Raw genomic sequence first — 17,397 nt, 5'->3', positions numbered from 1 at the left:
TGTCAACTGAAAAAGCCCGCTGTTCGCGGGTGATGACCCAAGCAACCTGCAGGCTTCCTCAAGATGACCGAGACACCCGAGATTATTGCGATTGAAGAACACTTCATGGACCACGATCTGGCCAAACACTTTGGCCACGCAGCAGCAGACCCCGCATCGCCCATTGGTAAGCGGCTTTATGATTTTCTGGATATTCGCATTCAAGAGATGGACGCGGCCGGGATCGATATGCAGGTCCTTTCGCACCAATCCCCCGGTACGCAACGGCTAAATGCGGATGTCGCGGTTGAGGCCACTCGTGCTGTCAACAACGTGCTGGCCGCCGCCATCGAAAGTGCCCCGGATCGCTTTTCCGGATTCGCAATGCTGCCCACAGTTGACCCGCAGGCGTCAGCCGACGAATTGACCCGCGCGGTCGAAGAGCTGGGTTTGAAAGGTGCTTTGCTGCACGGGCTGAGCAATGGCCGCTTTGTCGATGAACCTGATTTCTGGCCGATCTTTGCGCGGGCCGAGGCGCTCGGTGTGCCAGTCTATCTGCACCCTGCTCTGCCCGACAAATCAGTGATCGAAACATATTATGGCGCCTATGCGAAAAGCCATCCCGCGCTGACCCGGTCCGCTTGGGGATTTGGGGTGGAGACAGGCACGCTGGCTGTCCGGATGATCCTCAGTGGGATCTTTGATAAACACCCCGACCTGACCGTTGTCCTTGGGCATCTGGGCGAAGCAATCCCGTTCCTGCTTGCACGCATCGACGAGAGTTTTTCGCGGTCTGACAATGCGCCCACAAATTTTGCCGAGGTGTTCCGCAATAATTTCCACATCACCACCAGCGGCTTTTTCTCGGACGCGGCCCTGCGCTGTTGTATCGAAGAGGTCGGCATCGACCGCATCATGTTTGCGGTCGATTGGCCTTATGTGACAAACAAGGACGGCGTCGACTGGATCACTAAGTTTGAGATGGATAGAGCCGATAAGACAAAGCTTCTTAGCGGGAACGCCAGGAAGCTTCTTAAGCTCTAACTACCTAGCTCAGCAGAGCCACCAGCGCGTGGCGGCTGAGCGGCAAGCGTTCCGGCACCACACCAAGAACCGCACGCACGGCATTCACCACTGCCGCACCCGCCGGGCCAGATGAAATTTCGCCTGCCCCAAGAGGGACTGCGTCTTGCGGTCCGATCAGACGGGTCTGCAGACGGGGTATTTCCGAGAACTTAAGAATTGGGTAATCTTCCCAGCTTTGGGTCAGATTTTGACCCCCGGCAAAGCCGATCTCTTCTTTCAACGCCCAGCTGATCGCCTGCACGATCCCGCCTTCGATCTGGTTAATGGTGCCATCGGGGTTGATCGCCTCGCCAACGTCGCCTGCCGACCAGACGTCTGTGACGCGCACCTCATCGCCTACCACAATCCGGGCCATGCAGGCCAGATAACCAGCGCTGTTTTTATAGCGCGCATAGCCAAAGCCATAGCCCACGTCGTCCGCTTTGTCCCAAGGCCCGGCCATGTCCCGCGCCGTTTCAATCACGGCAATCGCGCGTGGATCGTCCAGATGCGCTAATCTGTATTCTATACCGGCTTGGCCTGCGGCCTCCGCACAACTTTCCATCAGCTGCTCCAATGCGATGACGTTGGTGAAGGTTCCCAATCCGCGCATAGCGCTATACCTGTAAGGGACATGCACCGGGCGGTCACGCACAACGCGGACCGCCGGAATCAGATAGCCTGGGACTGCGTTGCGATCTGCCCCGCCTTGGGGTTGCGGCGGATCATCGCCCAGCCCCATCGGCATAGCATTGGGCAGGAATTGTTGCGCCCGCAAGTTCGGCTCGTCGGTTCCGCCGGGCCGCGTCGAATGCGGTGGACTGATCACGCGCGCATCAAAGGACACGATCTTCCCAGCATCGTCCAACCGCGCCGTCATCTGTGTTTTCATCGCCGGGTTCAGGGGTGCGTTTTGGAACTCGTCCTGTCTTTGCCAAAGTGCGCGCACAGGTCGCCCGACCCCTCGCGCCATCAAAGCCGCATCAAGGGCAACATCATCAGAGCTATTGTGCCCGTAGCAACCAGCACCTGGCGCAAATATCACAGTGATCAGCTCGGCGGGGTGTTTCAGCACGCGGGCAAGCGACTCTTTCAAAGCAAAGACATTCTGGCTGTGCGCCCAAACCTTCAGCGCGTCTCCCTGCCACTGCGCCACCGCACAAGACAGCCCGATCGAACCATGGCTCAGCGCTGGCTTCGTTAGCGTAATGCTGACTTCGGTAATCCCAGCCATGAGATCGTCGCTATCATATAGCGTCTCGCTTTCCGCAATGTCCGCCTCCAGACCATCGATGGGATGCACTAACGAAATGGACCCCATCTGCCAGTCAAGCCGCCCGGCAAGCCTGCGTGCCTCGCGCAGCGCAACGTATTCATCCACTGCCACAACAGCGAGAAACTGCCCCTCGCGGACCAATTGAGCACCGTCCGGAAGCTCAAGATCAGGCAAGGCACCCAAAGTCGCATCAAGTGCTGGCGGCTGGATCACGCGGCCATGCCACATGCCGTCCAGCTCCATATCGTGGAGTAGATAGCCAGCCTCAAGCCGCGCCGCCAGATCAACGCGCGGTACAGAAGCGCCTGCAATCTGACGGTCAGAGGCCGCCTTGGGCTGCGCGTGGTCGACCGCTGGGACCGCCAGATCTACATCAGCCGACAGGCTTGCATAACTCAGGCCCGTCTCAAGACCATCCTTAATGATCTCGCCCGCGCAAACTGTCAGGTCATTGGCGGTAGTTTGCAGCAATTCAGCAGCGTGACCCAGCATCAAGGTGCGCGCGGCGGCCGTCGCCATGCGGATCGATTGACCACCAAATGTCACCGACAAGCTGCCCACGGTAGGGCCCTCCGCTGGCGATACGCCAGTGTGTCCTTGGGTCAGCCGGATCGCGTTAATCGCGACATCCAACTCATCCGCAGCGATCTGGGTCAAAGCGGTGGCAATCCCCTGCCCAAGTTCCACCCGGCCTGACAACAGATCAACGCCACCATCCGACGCAAACGACAGCCATTGGCTGACCAGTGGGAAATTCTTCAACGGTGGGGGGACGTTCATGATGCCACCTCTTGGATCGCCGCCATGATCCGCCCATGCGCACCGCAGCGACAAAGGTTGGCGTCCAGAGCGTTGCGGATATCCTCAGCACATTGGCCCTGATCAATCAGGGCCGCTGCACGCGTCAATATCCCAGGCAGGCAATAACCACATTGCCCCGCCTGATGCCGGATCAGCGCAGCAGCCAGCGGATGATCGGCGGCGAGTACCCCTTCAACTGTGCCGACATTTTTGCCAGCAATTGCTGAAATTGGCAGGTCGCAGGATGTGACCGGCACCCCATCCAGTGTGACAGTGCAGGCTCCACAATGCCCCTCGCCACAACCCAGCCGCGTTCCCTTGTGATCAAGCTGGCCCCGCAGCGCAAAAAGAAGCGGCATCGCCGGCGGGCCTTCGATACGGACCTCTTTACCATTCAGAGTAAATACGACAGCCTCATTCATCAAAAAATCCCCAAGTAGTTCCACCAGACAAAGGTGAGCGGAATACCGATCACGGTCACCGCCGCCGCCAGCCCTGCGCAGATACGCAAAAGTGCGGCAATTGGTATTTGCGCCAGCGCCATTGAGACAATCAGCGGCGGCGCCTGATGTGGCAGGACCGGCGTGGCTAACCCGATGACCTGGCTCATGGAAATCGTCTCAATTGACCAGCCGGTTTCAGCTGCAAATGCCCCAGCCAGAGGGGCCAATACCGCAGGTGCCGCCGGAGCGGTGGTGAAATGCGAAAGCAACGTCGATATTCCCACCACCGAATAAAGATCGCGCAAATCGCTGCCCTGACCCAACTGCAAAAGCGGAATAAGTCGGTCTGCAATCACCGTGCTGAGACCCGTGTGTTGCGCAACAGCGCTAATCGCAAAGACCGCCGCGAGAAAAAACGCCGTCGACATGTCGATCTTGGTCTTCATCGCCGTCTCATCCAAAATGCCAAACGCCGGAACCATCAAAACAGCCGCCAGCGAGAGCGCAATCCAGGCGGGCGAAATCCCATGCCATGCGTCCGTCACCCAGAATAAAATCGCCGCGCCAATCAGGACTGACAGTAACTTCTGGATCGTGGTAAATGGTGTAGGCGCATCCAAAGCCGAGGCCGTCTCGGCGCGGCGCGGCGCGAAGGGCAACATTAAGACCAAAAGGGCCGCAAACCTCACCAGATTGATAGGTGCTTGTTGAATAAAGTACTGCCCGTAAGCGGGGCGTATCCCATAAAGCGTCTCGAAGGCGCCGATATGGACGATTGTGGGCAGGTTCCCCGTCAGAAAGGCAAACGTCGGCAAATTGGTGGCCACTGCCGCCGTAACTGTCAGGCCGACGTGTCCACGCGATCCAATGGCGTATCCCATGGTTTTAGCCAGCGCCAGGGCGATTGGCAGCATGATGATCACACGTGGGATCGTCGCAGGCACAAGGACGCCCAGGCCCAACCCGCTTATGCCCAAAAGCAGCGCGGCTTTGACATAGGAATCCCCGGTGCGTTGAAAAATCCGTAATGCCACCTGCATGCCTAACCCGGTCGTTGTGATTGCGGCTCCGATCACCAATCCTGCAAACAAAAGCCAGAAACCGCTGCTGGCAAAGCCGGAGAAGATTACTTCGTTTGGGGCAGCACCAATGGCGACGAACGCAAGAAAACACGCCAGAGCAGTCACTACTTCGGGAAGCAACCGCGTGGCAAACAGTGCCACCGCCAAGGCCGATATCGCGCCAACGCGGACCAGCACATCCGTTGGCTCGGTCAATGCCATCACGATCACGAACAGTCCTGCAAGACACCAAATCACGACCCGTGACACGGTGATCTTTGGCAGTACTTGGCGCGCGGTGCTGCTCATCTTGTTACGGTACCAAAATGGTCGAGCCGGTTGTTTCGCCGCTTTCAAGCGCCTCATGGGCCGCAACGATATCCGACAGCGCAAAACGCTGGTTGATGTTTACGCTCAGCACGCCCTCTTGCATCAGACGGAAAGTTTCGCTGGCCGAATGGACCAGATCTTCGCGAGAGGCGACATAATTGGCAAGTGTCGGGCGAGTGAAATAAAGCGACCCCTTCACCTGAAGCAGATGCGGCGAGACGTCAGGCGCAGGGCCAGTTGTCGCACCGAAAGAAACCAATAGACCATAGGTCGCGAGGCTTTCGATCGACGCCTCGAAACTCGCTTTACCGACGCTGTCATAAACAACCGGGACACCCTGCCCATCGGTCAGTTTGCGCACCCTTGCGGCAACCTCTTCGGTCTTGCGGTCAATTGCCTCGGCGTAACCTAGCTTCTTTACAGCCTCGCAATTCTCAGCGCCCGCCGTAACACCAATCATCCGCGCGCCCAGATGCCTACCCCATTGGCCTGCCAGTTGACCGACACCGCCAGACGCCGCCCAGAACAACACGTCCTGACCGGCCTTTACTTGAAACGTGCGGTTGAGAAGGTATTCGACCGTCAGACCCTTCATCAAAACGGCCGCCGCCTGTTCATCGGTGATGCCATCGGGGATCTTGATGCACCGCGCAGCGGGGGCGTTGCGGTGGCTGGCGTAAGATCCAAGGACACCGCCGTAGACCACACGGTCCCCAACAGCCAAGTCGGTAACCCCATCGCCCACCGCGATAATCTCGCCCGCGGCCTCCAACCCCAAAGGGCTGGGCAGCGGCATCGGATAGGCCCCAGACCGCTGATACACATCCATGTAGTTCAGCCCGATGGCAGTCTGAGCGATCTGCACTTCACCCGCACCGGGCGGGGCAAGATCAAGTGTTTCCAGTTCCATCACCTCTGGCCCGCCATGGGCCTTCATCACTACGCGCGTCGTTTTCATCATTGGTCCCTCATATGGTTCTATTTTGTGAACTCACCAGCTTCGAGCATGATCGTTTGCACTTCGCCTACACCGTTTTCGCGGCGATGGCGCGCGGCCTCGTCATATTCGGGTGAACGGAAGCAGTTCACACCCGCTTCGAACGTCGGGAACTCAATGACCACAAAGCGCTCAAAGTAATCGGGCCCTTCCATGACTTCAAACTTGCCACCGCGGGCCAGTACTTTGCCGCCGTGCTTTGCGATGATCGCAGGCACCTGATCGGTGTAGCGTTTGTAGGCGACAGGTTCGTTTATTTTGGAGCGGGCAAGCCAGAATGCGGGCATCGGGTAGTCCTTTCGTTTGGCTACATGAGCGCGTTTGGAAGCATGTTTGCAACACCGGGAAATGCCATCATCAGCGCCGCCAAGAACAGCATGATCAGCCAATACGGAATACAAGACCAAAAGATGTGCTGCACACCGACACTCTCATCGCGAATCGCGGCCTTGACCGTATAGACCAGCAAACCGAAAGGCGGGGTCAACAACCCGGCCTCAATCGCGATGATCCCGACAATGGCAAAGGTCAGCTGGTCAAAACCAAAGGCAATTGCCACGGGTTCCACAATCGGGACGGTCAGCAACATGATCGAGATGCTGTCGATGATCATACCCAGCACGAACCAAATCAGCAGGATGATTGCGAAAACTGTCCAGGCTTTGAACCCTGAACCGACAAAGAACTCCCGGATTTCTGTTGTGACCCCCGCCATCGCAAGTGTGCGCGAGTAGAGCGCGGCGCAGAGCAATAGGATCAGGATCGGCGCGGCAGTCTTTCCGACGGAATAAACCGCATCAATGAAACCACCCAGCGTCATACCTTTGACAAAGGCCAGAATAAGCGCCAATGCCGCCCCTGCTCCTGCCCCTTCGGTCGGGGTGAACAGGCCGAACCAGATACCGCCCAACACCGAACAGATAATACCGAGGACACCAAAGATCGAAATCGCAAATTGCTTCGGACTGACTTTGGCTTTTGCGCTGTCAAAGGCATCCGGCTCAAGCTCAACTGGCTCTACTTCTTTACCATGTCCGACAAGTTCGGGCCGCCACCAGGCAGCAATCAGAATGTAGGCAATGAACAAGCTGGCCAGGATCGCCCCCGGCAAAACGCCGGCGAGGAAGAGGCGTCCGATGGATTGCTCGGTGAGTATGCCCCAGACGATCATCAGGACAGAGGGGGGGATCAGCATCCCCAACACACTCGACCCGGCAATCGACCCCAAAGCAAAGCCGCGGTTGTAGCCATGCGCCCGCATCTCGGGATAACCGATCCGGGAAAAGGCTGCTGCGGAGGCAACCGAAACTCCTGTCACAAAGGAAAACACTGTGTTGCCAAGCACCGTTGCAACGCCAAGGCGAGCGGACACGGATTTCAGGCTGCGGTTGATTGCAACATATATGTCGGTCACCGCCCCCGACCTGCCCATAAATTCGCCCATCAGCATGAACAGAGGAATCACAGCAAAGGTAAAATCGCGAAGCGCTTCGGCAGATGTTGAAGCAATTGTCGCCTCAACAATCCGCAATTTTCCAGTGGCCAAATAAATACCAACAAGGCTGGTAATCCCAAGCGAGATTGCCACATGCACACCCAGAAGGACCAAGGCCAGCAACAGGACGATAATGATCGAGGCAGTTGAGAAATCAAACATTGGTTAGGCTACCTATCATAAGTCCATTCTTTCGACGCGCAGGCCGAAGATCTCGACAACGCTCAGCAGCAAGTAGTTGAAGCCCGCCAAACCTGCTCCAACAACGATTGCCCATCGTGCAGGCCAGACCGGAACTTGAAGCGCGCCCGCCCCGTCGAATTCGCCCCGGCGGAACGATCGCATCGCGGGCTCGATGGCAGCGTTCAGAAGGTAAAGAAAGAAGACTGCTCCGAGGATCAGCGCAAACGCCGTCAGAATCCGCTGGACCCATTGAGGAAACATCAAAACCAGAAAGTCAGCGCGCAGCATTGATCCGCTGCGAACGGCGTACCCCACTTGCATAAACACGATGATCACTACGGAATTAGCGACAATCTCTTTGGTGCCGGAAATCGGGATGTTGGTTGAGCGCAGGACGATGTCTGTCAAAGCGACGAAGCAGAGGCAGAAGGCCCAGATCGCGCCAATAATCATCAGAGTCTTCGTCAACCAGTCAGTGACCCGGACCAGAAACATAAAAGATGCCTTCAAGTTAAGAGATAAAGAAGATGCGTGGGCCAAGGAGACCCACACATCCTATGGCTGGGTGAGTTTTATTCGATTGAATAGCGCACTGGCCAGTCGTAGCCGCGCGCTTCAGCACTATCGAGCACAAGGTTCATGACCTGCTTGGCAGGAAGCCCCTGTCCTTCCAGGTCAGTTGCGGTTTTCTGTACCCAATCACGCAGCGATTCCGCCCATTCCTGACGCACGTTGGCATCAATCTCGGTCACAGTGATCAGACCGCGCAATTCGTCGATAAGGCGATCATACTCGCGCAGGTTCACGATGCCGGTTTGCTCTTCATAATCCGCTGCAACTTCATGCAGAATTGCACGAAAATCTTCGGGCAGTTCGTCATATGTGTCCTTGTTGATCGTCAGCCCGTGCCACGTCATCGAACCAAAGCCGATCAACGTGTAGTAAGGGCCAGGCTCGTAAAGCTTCAGATTCACCCAAGCGGATGGGAACATGATGAAGCCGTCATAAACGCCCGTGGACATTTCGGTGTAAGATGTGGCCAGCGAGGACGACACAGGCACAACGCCCGCATTTTCCAACCAGTTCAGGTTGATCCCCGCGCCGCCGATTTTTTCGCCCTTTAGATCTGATAATTCATTCCATTCGAACTTGGTGCCAAGGTTGTAGCCACCGTCGGCGATCCGGCTCAGCAACACCTGGTTGTACTCCTCCTCGAATACGTCCGTCAGATACGGCACTTCTTTATAGACGTCCTGAGCAATGCCAAGGCTCTCGACCGGGTCCATCGTGCCAAATGGCAACATGACCTGAAACGCGTGAAGCGGCAGGTTTGACGGCTCAAAGCAGAAGCACATGCCACCAATGTCCAATACGCCGTCTTGGACGCCTTCCAGCACTTCGGTGACCTTCACGATGGAACCCGAATAGCCTTCGACGATGTTGAGCGTATGGTCTGTGCGGGACTCGACGCGTTCTTTCAGTTCTTTCTGAAAATAGTCGATCATCAGACCGGCATAGACAACGCCGGGCGGGTGGCCCGATCCGATCCGTAGGGTGATCTCCTCGGCTTGCACCGCCGTGGCGGTCAAGGCCATCGCAGCGGCTAGACTATATACGATTTTCTTCATGATATCTCCTCCCAGTATTTATGTTTTTTAAGCGAACCGCGCCTTAAGACCGATCTTGAAACCTGCTAGATTGGCAAGGCTCAAGCCGCGTTTGGTGCGACCAGTTTCACCTCTGGCGGGATCGCCAGCGGTGGGTTCGTGCCATCGAGGAATTCGACCGTGGCAAAGGCCAGATCAGTGTCCCCGATGTTCTCAACCGAATGGAGCATGTAGTCCCCCGGTCCATAGTAAAAATGCTTGGTTTCGCCGACGTAATGCGTGGTGTCCCGGACGTTTCCGGATGAGAAATATCCACGGGCCTCGCCCGCCTTCAACGCCGACCAAAAATAGGGATTCACATGCCGATGGAACCCACAACGTGTGCCGACAGGAATGTGCAAATGCCAGACCCGCACACGGTCGGTTTCAGACACCAGAACCGTGCCGACGCAGCCATTGTTCTGGCTGGCAAGCATTTCTTGATAGAGGCCTTCGGGCCAATGGGCGAAGGCCGCGGGGTCGGGGTTCGTTTCGATATGGTGCGGTCCGTGATCTGCCATTGCGGCCTCCTGTTCTATCCGTTCAACGCATCAAGGTCGGCGCGCAAAGACGCCCGCTGTGCGTCGCTTAGCGGCACCAATGGTGGCGCCATTCGCGTCCAGCTGTCGTCGCCACTGCGCCATGCCTCGACCTGCTTCATAGCCGCCATCATCGGATATTTCCCAGCCATCGTCCGTGCCGCCTTAACAGCCTCCATCGCAACATCGCGCGCGCCGCCCTGGGGTGCTTGCAAAGCGGCCTGCGCCTTAGCGCCAAACGCATTGGTTGAGCCCGAGATGATCCCCGCACTGCCCAGCGCCAATCCATCCCAAAGCATCGCTTCCGAGGATGGAAAAACATCAAAGTCCGCATCAACGCCGCCTGTGGCAGTTATGAAGGCCGCCGATTGCGCAAAATCACCGCTGCTGTCCTTAAGCCCGGCGATCACAGACCCGAATTCCGCCTTAAGCCGCGTCACCAGCTCAACGGACAAGGGCACCGCTGACATCTGGGGGAAATGATAGAGGTAAATGCGCAGATCATCGCGGCCCAAACCATTCACCAGATTGGCGTAATATGCGAATAACCCATCATCAGATGGAGCCTTGTAGTAATAGGGCGGAAGCACCAAAGCATTCGTGAACCCGGCATCGCAAGCAGCCGCCGTCAGCGCCAGACAATCCCCAGAAGCAGGCGCACCGGTACCAAAGATGACCCGATCTGGTGAGATCCCCGCATCAGCAAATGCGCCTGGCAGCGCCAAACGATCTGCCATCGCGATAGATGTACCTTCGCCTGTCGTACCCGTTGGGGCAACGCCATCGCACCCACCGTCACTCAGCAAATGCTGGCAGTAAGCCACCAATTTGCCAGAGTTCAAACGCCCATTTGCCTCAAACGGTGAGACTGCCGCCGCATAAATCCCGCGCCTTGCCTTCATGTCTTGTCACCCGTGCTGTTGCCTTTTCCGCGCATCGACACGACGACTTTGATCGCATCATCTACACGCTCTTTGGCATAGCGCAGCGCTTCGGGCAAAAGGTCCAATGGAAAGGTATGGGTGTGAATGACCGAAGCATCAAACCGCCCTTCAGCCATAAACGCCATGGCCCTGTGGGTGGCAGATTTGCCCTCGCCCCGGATGCCGTAAAGATAGACATTGTTCACGGCCAGATAGCCTAAATCAAAGGTGACCGGCTTTTTCGGGAAGGCCGCAAGGCAGACACGCCCGCCGCGATTAGTCATATGCACCGCATCATTCACCGTGGTCTCATTGCCCGCGCAATCCACCACATAATCCGCGCCTTTGCCGGTGATCTTCATGACCCGGGCAACAACGTCTTCTTTGCGACCGTCAATCACAATATCCGCACCCAGTTGGCGCCCGATCTCATTTCTGTTCTCGCGGGTGCCAACTAGAATGACCGGCGACGCTCCGAGAGCTTTGGCCACAGCGACAGCCAGCAAACCAATTGATCCCGGTCCGATCACCACGACACTTTCGCCGGCAACCAGCCCGCCAAGTTCAGTCAGCCCGTACATCGACGTGCCCGCTGTGACGACCAATGTCGCTGTCTCATCAGACATGTCGTCGGGCACTTTGATCATCGTGTTGATGTTGTTCACCGCATATTCGGCGAAGCCACCGTTGGTCGTAAATCCATTCGCCCGGTGGCCTTTGTCCTTTTTACCGTAGTTCAAACCATAGTTATGGCAAGATGTGTACATGCCCATCCGACAGCGCTTGCACTGACCACAGCCTGCATGAATTTCAACCGTGACCCTGTCACCAATTTCAAATTCATCAACACCTGGACCGAGCGCAGCAATCGTACCCATATATTCATGGCCGGGCGTCCAGTTTTTGTTGAAGGGTTTGCCGCCTTCGACAAGCGCAGGCGTGCCGTAGGAAATCACTTCAAGATCTGTTGCGCAGATAGCCACCGCGTCGATGCGTACTAGCGCCTCTGCTCGTCCGGGGACTGGCAATGGCTTGTCGATCAAAGACAGTTCGTCAGGATCGCCAAGCACCCAGGCCCGCATCTTTTCAGGTAATGCCATGCTGTCAGCTGTCGTTACCCCTGCCCAAAGCTGTCCGTCGTCCATCTTCCCCCCGGTTAGCATTCGATTGGTTGACCAACTTAGCGAATCGTGAAACCGGAGCACCACATTTCCGACTTTCCATAGAATGGCCGATGAGTTCTGATAGATCGCATAATAGTTTTGTATACCCGGCATCTGAAAATCAGATAGCGGAGCAAAGCCAAGTCAATATTGGTCAACCAAAGGAGCGTTCGTCTTTGGACGCGGTTCGGCATTGGATAACGCAAAATGACCACGAAGCAGGCAGTCGACTGCCCCCAGAACGCACGCTGGCCGCAACCTTGAACCTCAGCCGACCAGAGTTGCGCAAAGCGCTCGCGGTGCTGGAAAATGAAGGCCGGATCAATCGCTATGTCGGGCGTGGAACCTTTGTGATCAACCCACCCAGCACCCTGATTTCAATGACAGATCTGATTGATCGCACAGGTCCACATGACGCCATGATGGCGCGTATCGCGCTTGAACCGGAACTGGCACAGCTGGCCGCTTTACATGCAACGCCACAGCAAATCAGTCGCGCAATTGCGCTGGCCACTGAAATTCGGGGCGCGCCCACGTGGGATGAATACGAACGCCTCGATCACGCGCTTCATGATCTGATCGCCCAAAGCGCGGGCAATGTTTTGCTGCACGAGCTGCACAAAATCATGAACGCGGTGCGCCAAGTTGTTGTCTGGCGGCAATTGTCGCTGGGGGTCCAAGGCCCCCCGCCGGATTATCATTCATTTGACGAACACGACGCAATTGTCACTGCCATCGCCAAACGCGATCGCGCCGGGGCCAAGTCTGCCATGCGCACGCACCTGAAATCCACTATCAACGCGATGACTGCCGAAGTTTGACCCACAAAAGGAACGACCGTGATTGACCTCTATTCTTGGACCACTCCAAACGGCCGTAAGGTCTCAATTCTGCTTGAAGAGTTGGGCGTGCCCTACACCGTGCACAGCATCGACATCTCAAAGGACGAACAGTTCGCGCCGGATTTTTTGAAGATCACGCCTAACAACCGCATCCCCGCGATTGTCGATCATGAGACCGGCATCCAGATGATGGAGACGGGTGCCATCATGATGTATCTAGCTGACAAACATAATAAATTTCAATGCAAAGGTGACGAATATTGGAAGATGGTGGAATGGTTGATGTGGCAAATGGGCGGCCTTGGCCCGATACTTGGGCAGGTCCATCACTTCGTCAAATACAATAAGGGCAAATCTGAGTACGCTGAACAGCGTTATTGGAATGAGGCCAAGCGCCTGTACCGTGTTCTCAACGAACGACTTGAAGGGCGCGACTATATCGCAGGCGACGGGCGCGGCATGTATTCGATCGCTGACATGGCGTGTTGGCCTTGGGTATCGCGGTTTGAATGGCAGGAAATCGATCTTAACGAATTCCCGAACGTGCGCGATTGGTATGTGCATATCGCGCAGCGCCCCGCCGTCCAAAAAGGCTATTCCATCCCCAAATTCACAACAGAGGTGCCATTGCCATGAACGATCTAGACACTTATCGCCCCGCGCTTCACCGCTTCACCCTTGGCCAAGCAGACGTGACTACGATCCTTGATGGTGCGCATATCCGAAAGCCAATCAACCCACCCTTCGCGATGGACAAATCTGCAACTGAAATAGCTGCGATTGCCGCTGCCAACAACCTGCCGGCCAACGGGTTTGAGAATACCTATACCCCAACGATCATCAGTATCGGTGGGCAGACGGTTCTTTTTGACACCGGATTTGGCGCGATGGGCCATGACAATAACGCGGGCAATCTGGCGCGGCGAATGGGCCTTGCGGGGTATGCCCCTGAAGACATTGATGTGGTGGCCTTCACCCATTGCCACCCCGACCACATCGCTGGTGTGATGGAGGGCGATGCACCTACCTTTCCCAACGCCCGTTACGCCATTGGCCGGCGCGAGTTTGATGCGTGGACTGACGGATCGGAAATCCCGCCGCAGCGGGCCCAAAACCGCGAGATGTTCCTCAAGCTGATCCCGCCCCTCGCAGATCGAATGACATTTCTTGAGGACGGCGACGCGGTTGTGCCCGGATTAACCGCCGAAGCTGCATTCGGCCATTCGCTCGGCCATATGATGTATCGCCTAGAAAGTGGCGATAAGTCCTTGCTGGTCTGGGGCGACGTCACCAATCATTACGTCTTTTCGTTGCAGTATCCCGACAGCACGGTCGGTTTTGACGACAACAAAGACATGGCGATCGCATCACGCAAACGGGTGCTGGATATGGTCGCAACGGACGGCCTTCTGGTCAGCGGCCACCACATGCCGTTTCCGTCGATTGGCTACGTTGAACGCCATGGCCACAGCTACTGCTGGACGCCTGCCAGCTATCAGTTGCGGATGTGAACTTAGGCGGGCGGTGTGGTCAGCCGTCCGACAATCCGCTGTGTGATTGGGGCAACGACCAGCACGGATGGAAATGCGATGCACCAACTTGAATACCACGCGCGAAACTAGACAGCGGCGAGTTCCCCTGTCAGTCTGAGCGCCGAAATGGTCGAGACACCGGAAATGATCGCGGACATGATCATCGACAGGAAAAACCCAAAGACGAATGAGGCGTAGTGGGCGGGTCTCATCAAGTCACCTTCAATTCATCATAAGAAGTCGCAATCCACTGCCTGTATCCGGCACGGGCTGCAATGGATTTGTGCCATTTCGCCACATGTGGATGATCGGCCAATAGGTCAGGGTAAAGATCCGTGATCCGATAGAACAGGCTGCCAAGTGCAATGTCAGCCATTGTAAAATCATCGCCTGCGATAAAGGCGCGCTCGTCTGAAAGGCTCGTGTTCAGAATGGCCAGCCCAGCATTCAACGCGTCCAATTGGCTGGCCAAAACTTGCGCGTCCTGCTGCGCTGGCGTCATGCGCACCCGCTGCCAAAATAGCCCGATAAAGGGCGGTTGTAGCGTGGTTGATCCAAACTCCATCCACATATCTCCCACAGGGGTCATCTGATCGCGTGCAAGGTAGCGCAGGATCGCGTGACTTTCGCATAGGGCGACATCGCCATCCTGCAAAACAGGCACGCGGCGCATGGGCGTAAGGGCGGCAAACTTAGGATCATCAAGACCCCCGTATTTGCCGCCCACGATCTTATGTTCATAAGGCAGGCCAATCTCGTCCAATGCCCAAAGAACTTTTTGCACATTGACCGAAGATGCCCGCCCCCAGAGGATCACTTGATGGCTTGCGGGTTGATCGGAGAACCCGCAGCACCTGGAATATGCAAAGGTGGTGCGGTGAAGAAAAACTCGTATACGCCGTCGTCTTCACAATCCTCGGCCAATTCTTTGAGGTAGAAAATCTCGCCCATGGATATGCCGATTGCAGGGATAACGACCCAGTGCCACGGCTGGTTGGCTTCGTCGGTTTCGTTCGGGCGGACTTCGCAGCCCCATGTATCGGCACAGATCGCGGCGATATCGTTGTTCTTGATCCAATAGGCTGTCTCAAACGCCAAACCGGGTGCGTCGCCGCCCGCATATCCGGTCCAGTCGCCCGCAGCCAAACACCGTTCTTGGTGACCCGTGCGCACGATCACAAAATCGCCTTTGCGAATATCGACACCCTGCGCCGCAGCGCAGCCATCAAGATCGGCATTCGTAATCGGGTAGCCATCGTCAAGACCATCGACGCCCTTCCAGCGCGCCACATCCAGCAACACACCGCGCCCAACCATCTTATCGCGCACGTTTTCAATGCCCAGATGCTTGGCGCCGTTGACTGTCACATCAGTCGCCGGAAAGCCGTTGTACATCTTGTCATCCAGGAAGATGTGGCACAGCGCATCCCATTGTGTGCTGCCCTGACAGGGCAGGTTAATCGCGTCATCCGCGTAGCGCAGGTAGGCCTTGCCGTCGCCGTCCTGTTCTCCGGTAACGGCATCCGTGCCCGTCGCCATCATTTGGTGGATCATGTTCCAGCGGCCACCGAACAGACCCGATTGGATCTTCTCTTTTAGGTTCAGGCCTAGAGCAAAGGCCTTGCCTTTCTTGATCAGCTTGCCGGCGGCAATCACGTCTTCGGGTGTCACATTGTTGAGTGTCCCAATTTGGTCATCTTCCCCCCAACGGCCCCAGTTCGAAAGCTCTTTTGCGGTGTCGTAAATGTCTTGTCTCGTCAGCTTTGTCATTGGATTGTCCCCCGTTCGGATTGCTTATTTATCGAATGACAAATTAAATACATCCCCCTGTCAATGGTCTTGCCTCAGGCTGGTCCTCATGTTTTTATCAATTGATAATTTATTTTAGGATGGGTGGCGCATGACGGATCAAGAAACAAAGACGTTTGATGTCGTCTTTGAAGGGCCCGGAACCAGCACCGAAAAAATGCGCAACGACATCAAGGTGCACTTCGTCACGATAGACGAGACCTTCCATCTGGCCACTGACTAGGGGGGCCCTTTCACGGGGTGACGGCACTGCTCCACCCCCGCTTGCATTGTTTAACGGCGCACTTACGGGGTGCATCGTGACCCAGATCAGGGCGTTCTCGAAACGGCTTAAGGTGCCCGTTGGGCAAATGACAGTCAAAACGCCTATGCATTGGCGTGGCGAACAGATCGGGCGTGAACCGTATACGACAGGGCCGGTGGTCTTCGATCTGGACATCGACTTTGACAGCCCCGACGCATAGAAGGCAGAAATGACCCTGATTGACGCAAAAGATAACGAAAAGCCGAAACGAAAACGGCTTCCGTCGTCTGAGCGGCGTCAGGACTTTATCAATAAGGCGATCGAATTCTTCGCCGAAGAGGGTTTTGAAAGCTCAACCCGTGGGCTGGCCAAAAAGCTCGGCGTGACGCAACCGTTGCTCTACCGGTATTTCCCGTCCAAAGATGATCTCATCTCTGAGGTCTATGACGCCGTTTATGTCAACCGCTGGCTGCCGGAATGGGAACCGCTCTTGCGGGATCGCTCGCGACCTCTCTCGGAGCGGCTGAACACATTTTACAACCTCTATACGGACGTGATCTTTGACCGCGAATGGATGCGGATTTATCTGTTTTCGGGCCTGAAGGGTGTGGATATCAACCGTCGCTACATGCATCTGGTCCGCCAACGCATTCTGGAACCGATCCTAATCGAAGCGCGTGCCGAATTCGGCCTACCTGATAGGGCAGCCCGCGACTGCGAGATCGAATTCGCATGGATCATGCATGGGGGAATATTCTACTATGGCGTGCGTGATCTGATTTACGAAAGTGTTCTGTCCAACGACAAAGAAGGCGTCATTTCTGATGCGATTGTGGCATTCATGGCAGGACTAGAGATCAAGTTGCGTCTCGATAAGCCTACCTAACTTCAATTGCCCCGATGTTGTCCGACGATTTCAGCAAAGCTCTCAAAGAATTGCGCTGCGAGTTTTTTAGCAGTGCCTTGGATCAATCGACTGCCCAATTGCGCAAGTTTGCCACCGACAACAGCCGTTGCATCGTAGCAAAGCAGCGTGCCGTCTGGTTGTGACTCAAGGACCACCTTGGCT

At 56.1% G+C, this 17,397-nt stretch carries 22 protein-coding genes and 1 pseudogene; 7 read left to right on the top strand and 16 right to left on the bottom strand.

Translation table 11 applies throughout. From position 1 onward, the window contains the following. Positions 1–63: 63 nt before the first annotated feature. Positions 64–1,023: an amidohydrolase family protein gene (locus Q1B15_RS20845; protein ID WP_299757578.1), complete on the top strand. Its 960-nt coding sequence runs from the start codon at positions 64–66 to the stop codon at positions 1,021–1,023. 4 nt (positions 1,024–1,027) lie between these two features. On the opposite strand, the gene Q1B15_RS20840 is transcribed toward Q1B15_RS20845, so the two are convergent. The 11 genes from Q1B15_RS20840 to Q1B15_RS20790 all read right to left on the bottom strand — a co-directional run bounded on the left by Q1B15_RS20840 (position 1,028) and on the right by Q1B15_RS20790 (position 11,883). Further along, a complete protein-coding gene (locus Q1B15_RS20840; RefSeq protein WP_299757575.1) occupies positions 1,028–3,100 on the bottom strand; it encodes a molybdopterin cofactor-binding domain-containing protein in 2,073 nt (690 codons plus the stop codon). Beyond that, positions 3,097–3,543, bottom strand: coding sequence for a 2Fe-2S iron-sulfur cluster-binding protein (locus Q1B15_RS20835; RefSeq protein ID WP_299757573.1), 447 nt, complete (start codon positions 3,541–3,543; stop codon positions 3,097–3,099). Before Q1B15_RS20835 ends, Q1B15_RS20840 begins: the two co-directional genes overlap by 4 nt. Beyond that, positions 3,543–4,934, bottom strand: a complete 1,392-nt coding sequence (locus tag Q1B15_RS20830) for an SLC13 family permease (protein WP_299757571.1) — start codon at positions 4,932–4,934, stop codon at positions 3,543–3,545. The genes Q1B15_RS20835 and Q1B15_RS20830 overlap by 1 nt, the downstream gene beginning before the upstream one ends. Positions 4,935–4,938: 4 nt before the next feature. Continuing rightward, positions 4,939–5,916 carry a quinone oxidoreductase gene (locus tag Q1B15_RS20825; protein WP_299757569.1) on the bottom strand — a complete coding sequence of 326 codons (978 nt, stop codon included), beginning with the start codon at positions 5,914–5,916 and terminating at the stop codon, positions 4,939–4,941. A gap of 17 nt (positions 5,917–5,933) precedes the next feature. Further along, positions 5,934–6,239 carry a DUF1330 domain-containing protein gene (locus Q1B15_RS20820; protein ID WP_299757567.1) on the bottom strand — a complete coding sequence of 102 codons (306 nt, stop codon included), beginning with the start codon at positions 6,237–6,239 and terminating at the stop codon, positions 5,934–5,936. A 20-nt stretch (positions 6,240–6,259) separates the two neighbouring features. Further along, positions 6,260–7,609: a TRAP transporter large permease subunit gene (locus tag Q1B15_RS20815; protein WP_299757564.1), complete on the bottom strand. Its 1,350-nt coding sequence runs from the start codon at positions 7,607–7,609 to the stop codon at positions 6,260–6,262. Positions 7,610–7,624: 15 nt separating this feature from the next. Next, positions 7,625–8,125, bottom strand: a complete 501-nt coding sequence (locus tag Q1B15_RS20810) for a TRAP transporter small permease (RefSeq protein ID WP_299757562.1) — start codon at positions 8,123–8,125, stop codon at positions 7,625–7,627. Between the two features lie 77 nt (positions 8,126–8,202). After that, positions 8,203–9,258, bottom strand: coding sequence for a C4-dicarboxylate TRAP transporter substrate-binding protein (locus tag Q1B15_RS20805; RefSeq protein ID WP_299757559.1), 1,056 nt, complete (start codon positions 9,256–9,258; stop codon positions 8,203–8,205). An 80-nt stretch (positions 9,259–9,338) separates the two neighbouring features. Then, on the bottom strand, positions 9,339–9,797 hold the full coding sequence (locus Q1B15_RS20800; protein WP_299757556.1) for a hypothetical protein: 459 nt from the start codon (positions 9,795–9,797) through the stop codon (positions 9,339–9,341). 14 nt (positions 9,798–9,811) lie between these two features. Further along, positions 9,812–10,717 carry a dihydrodipicolinate synthase family protein gene (locus Q1B15_RS20795; protein ID WP_299757553.1) on the bottom strand — a complete coding sequence of 302 codons (906 nt, stop codon included), beginning with the start codon at positions 10,715–10,717 and terminating at the stop codon, positions 9,812–9,814. Continuing rightward, on the bottom strand, positions 10,714–11,883 hold the full coding sequence (locus Q1B15_RS20790; protein ID WP_299757551.1) for a zinc-binding dehydrogenase: 1,170 nt from the start codon (positions 11,881–11,883) through the stop codon (positions 10,714–10,716). The genes Q1B15_RS20795 and Q1B15_RS20790 overlap by 4 nt, the downstream gene beginning before the upstream one ends. 194 nt (positions 11,884–12,077) lie before the next feature. Between Q1B15_RS20790 and Q1B15_RS20785 the strand changes: the two genes are divergently transcribed. From Q1B15_RS20785 to Q1B15_RS20775, 3 genes are read left to right on the top strand one after another with little or no spacing between them, the layout of a single operon-like run. Continuing rightward, the gene (locus tag Q1B15_RS20785; RefSeq protein ID WP_299757548.1) at positions 12,078–12,722 is read left to right on the top strand and encodes an FCD domain-containing protein; all 645 of its coding nucleotides are present in this window, start codon (positions 12,078–12,080) and stop codon (positions 12,720–12,722) included. A gap of 18 nt (positions 12,723–12,740) precedes the next feature. Next, entirely contained in the window at positions 12,741–13,379 is a 639-nt protein-coding gene (locus Q1B15_RS20780) for a glutathione S-transferase family protein (RefSeq protein ID WP_299757545.1), read from the top strand. Next, positions 13,376–14,254, top strand: coding sequence for an MBL fold metallo-hydrolase (locus Q1B15_RS20775; RefSeq protein WP_299757543.1), 879 nt, complete (start codon positions 13,376–13,378; stop codon positions 14,252–14,254). Before Q1B15_RS20780 ends, Q1B15_RS20775 begins: the two co-directional genes overlap by 4 nt. A gap of 2 nt (positions 14,255–14,256) precedes the next feature. Here the strand turns inward: Q1B15_RS20775 and Q1B15_RS20770 are convergent. The 4 genes and pseudogenes from Q1B15_RS20770 to Q1B15_RS20755 all read right to left on the bottom strand — a co-directional run. After that, positions 14,257–14,349, bottom strand: a pseudogene (locus Q1B15_RS20770) (DUF2798 domain-containing protein); the annotation flags it as partial. 12 nt (positions 14,350–14,361) lie between these two features. After that, a complete protein-coding gene (locus tag Q1B15_RS20765) occupies positions 14,362–14,487 on the bottom strand; it encodes a hypothetical protein (protein ID WP_299757542.1) in 126 nt (41 codons plus the stop codon). Further along, complete coding sequence (locus Q1B15_RS20760; protein ID WP_299757539.1) at positions 14,487–15,092, bottom strand: glutathione S-transferase N-terminal domain-containing protein; 606 nt, start codon at positions 15,090–15,092, stop codon at positions 14,487–14,489. The genes Q1B15_RS20765 and Q1B15_RS20760 overlap by 1 nt, the downstream gene beginning before the upstream one ends. Beyond that, positions 15,089–16,045 carry a cyclase family protein gene (locus Q1B15_RS20755; protein WP_299757537.1) on the bottom strand — a complete coding sequence of 319 codons (957 nt, stop codon included), beginning with the start codon at positions 16,043–16,045 and terminating at the stop codon, positions 15,089–15,091. Before Q1B15_RS20755 ends, Q1B15_RS20760 begins: the two co-directional genes overlap by 4 nt. Before the next feature lie 130 nt (positions 16,046–16,175). Here Q1B15_RS20755 and Q1B15_RS20750 point away from each other — a divergent pair, with 130 nt between their 5' ends. The 3 genes from Q1B15_RS20750 (at position 16,176) to Q1B15_RS20740 (ending at position 17,214) form a co-directional block, all read left to right on the top strand. Further along, complete coding sequence (locus tag Q1B15_RS20750) at positions 16,176–16,307, top strand: hypothetical protein (protein WP_299757535.1); 132 nt, start codon at positions 16,176–16,178, stop codon at positions 16,305–16,307. A 76-nt stretch (positions 16,308–16,383) separates the two neighbouring features. Next, entirely contained in the window at positions 16,384–16,548 is a 165-nt protein-coding gene (locus Q1B15_RS20745) for a hypothetical protein (RefSeq protein WP_299757533.1), read from the top strand. A 9-nt stretch (positions 16,549–16,557) separates the two neighbouring features. Continuing rightward, the gene (locus Q1B15_RS20740; RefSeq protein ID WP_299757531.1) at positions 16,558–17,214 is read left to right on the top strand and encodes a TetR/AcrR family transcriptional regulator; all 657 of its coding nucleotides are present in this window, start codon (positions 16,558–16,560) and stop codon (positions 17,212–17,214) included. A 2-nt stretch (positions 17,215–17,216) separates the two neighbouring features. On the opposite strand, the gene Q1B15_RS20735 is transcribed toward Q1B15_RS20740, so the two are convergent. Then, positions 17,217–17,397: SRPBCC domain-containing protein (locus Q1B15_RS20735; RefSeq protein ID WP_299757529.1), on the bottom strand; the 181-nt coding region annotated here is incomplete at its 5' end.

It is taken from the genome of uncultured Boseongicola sp., from assembly GCF_937988555.1.
GTDB lineage: Bacteria > Pseudomonadota > Alphaproteobacteria > Rhodobacterales > Rhodobacteraceae > Boseongicola.
Note: the sequence above shows the minus strand (reverse complement) of the source record. Positions and strands in the feature narration are given on the sequence as shown.

What these genes read in the sequence shown, in the direction of transcription:
- Q1B15_RS20840 (WP_299757575.1), bottom strand. Translation starts at nt 3,100, where the DNA reads ATGAACGTCCCCCCACCGTTGAAGAATTTCCCACTGGTCAGCCAATGG.
- Q1B15_RS20805 (WP_299757559.1), bottom strand. Translation starts at nt 9,258, where the DNA reads ATGAAGAAAATCGTATATAGTCTAGCCGCTGCGATGGCCTTGACCGCC.
- Q1B15_RS20810 (WP_299757562.1), bottom strand. Translation starts at nt 8,125, where the DNA reads ATGTTTCTGGTCCGGGTCACTGACTGGTTGACGAAGACTCTGATGATT.
- Q1B15_RS20795 (WP_299757553.1), bottom strand. Translation starts at nt 10,717, where the DNA reads ATGAAGGCAAGGCGCGGGATTTATGCGGCGGCAGTCTCACCGTTTGAG.
- Q1B15_RS20830 (WP_299757571.1), bottom strand. Translation starts at nt 4,934, where the DNA reads ATGAGCAGCACCGCGCGCCAAGTACTGCCAAAGATCACCGTGTCACGG.
- Q1B15_RS20800 (WP_299757556.1), bottom strand. Translation starts at nt 9,797, where the DNA reads ATGGCAGATCACGGACCGCACCATATCGAAACGAACCCCGACCCCGCG.
- Q1B15_RS20790 (WP_299757551.1), bottom strand. Translation starts at nt 11,883, where the DNA reads ATGGACGACGGACAGCTTTGGGCAGGGGTAACGACAGCTGACAGCATG.
- Q1B15_RS20835 (WP_299757573.1), bottom strand. Translation starts at nt 3,543, where the DNA reads ATGAATGAGGCTGTCGTATTTACTCTGAATGGTAAAGAGGTCCGTATC.
- Q1B15_RS20750 (WP_299757535.1), top strand. Translation starts at nt 16,176, where the DNA reads ATGACGGATCAAGAAACAAAGACGTTTGATGTCGTCTTTGAAGGGCCC.
- Q1B15_RS20765 (WP_299757542.1), bottom strand. Translation starts at nt 14,487, where the DNA reads ATGAGACCCGCCCACTACGCCTCATTCGTCTTTGGGTTTTTCCTGTCG.
- Q1B15_RS20775 (WP_299757543.1), top strand. Translation starts at nt 13,376, where the DNA reads ATGAACGATCTAGACACTTATCGCCCCGCGCTTCACCGCTTCACCCTT.
- Q1B15_RS20755 (WP_299757537.1), bottom strand. Translation starts at nt 16,045, where the DNA reads ATGACAAAGCTGACGAGACAAGACATTTACGACACCGCAAAAGAGCTT.
- Q1B15_RS20740 (WP_299757531.1), top strand. Translation starts at nt 16,558, where the DNA reads ATGACCCTGATTGACGCAAAAGATAACGAAAAGCCGAAACGAAAACGG.
- Q1B15_RS20820 (WP_299757567.1), bottom strand. Translation starts at nt 6,239, where the DNA reads ATGCCCGCATTCTGGCTTGCCCGCTCCAAAATAAACGAACCTGTCGCC.
- Q1B15_RS20845 (WP_299757578.1), top strand. Translation starts at nt 64, where the DNA reads ATGACCGAGACACCCGAGATTATTGCGATTGAAGAACACTTCATGGAC.
- Q1B15_RS20825 (WP_299757569.1), bottom strand. Translation starts at nt 5,916, where the DNA reads ATGATGAAAACGACGCGCGTAGTGATGAAGGCCCATGGCGGGCCAGAG.
- Q1B15_RS20815 (WP_299757564.1), bottom strand. Translation starts at nt 7,609, where the DNA reads ATGTTTGATTTCTCAACTGCCTCGATCATTATCGTCCTGTTGCTGGCC.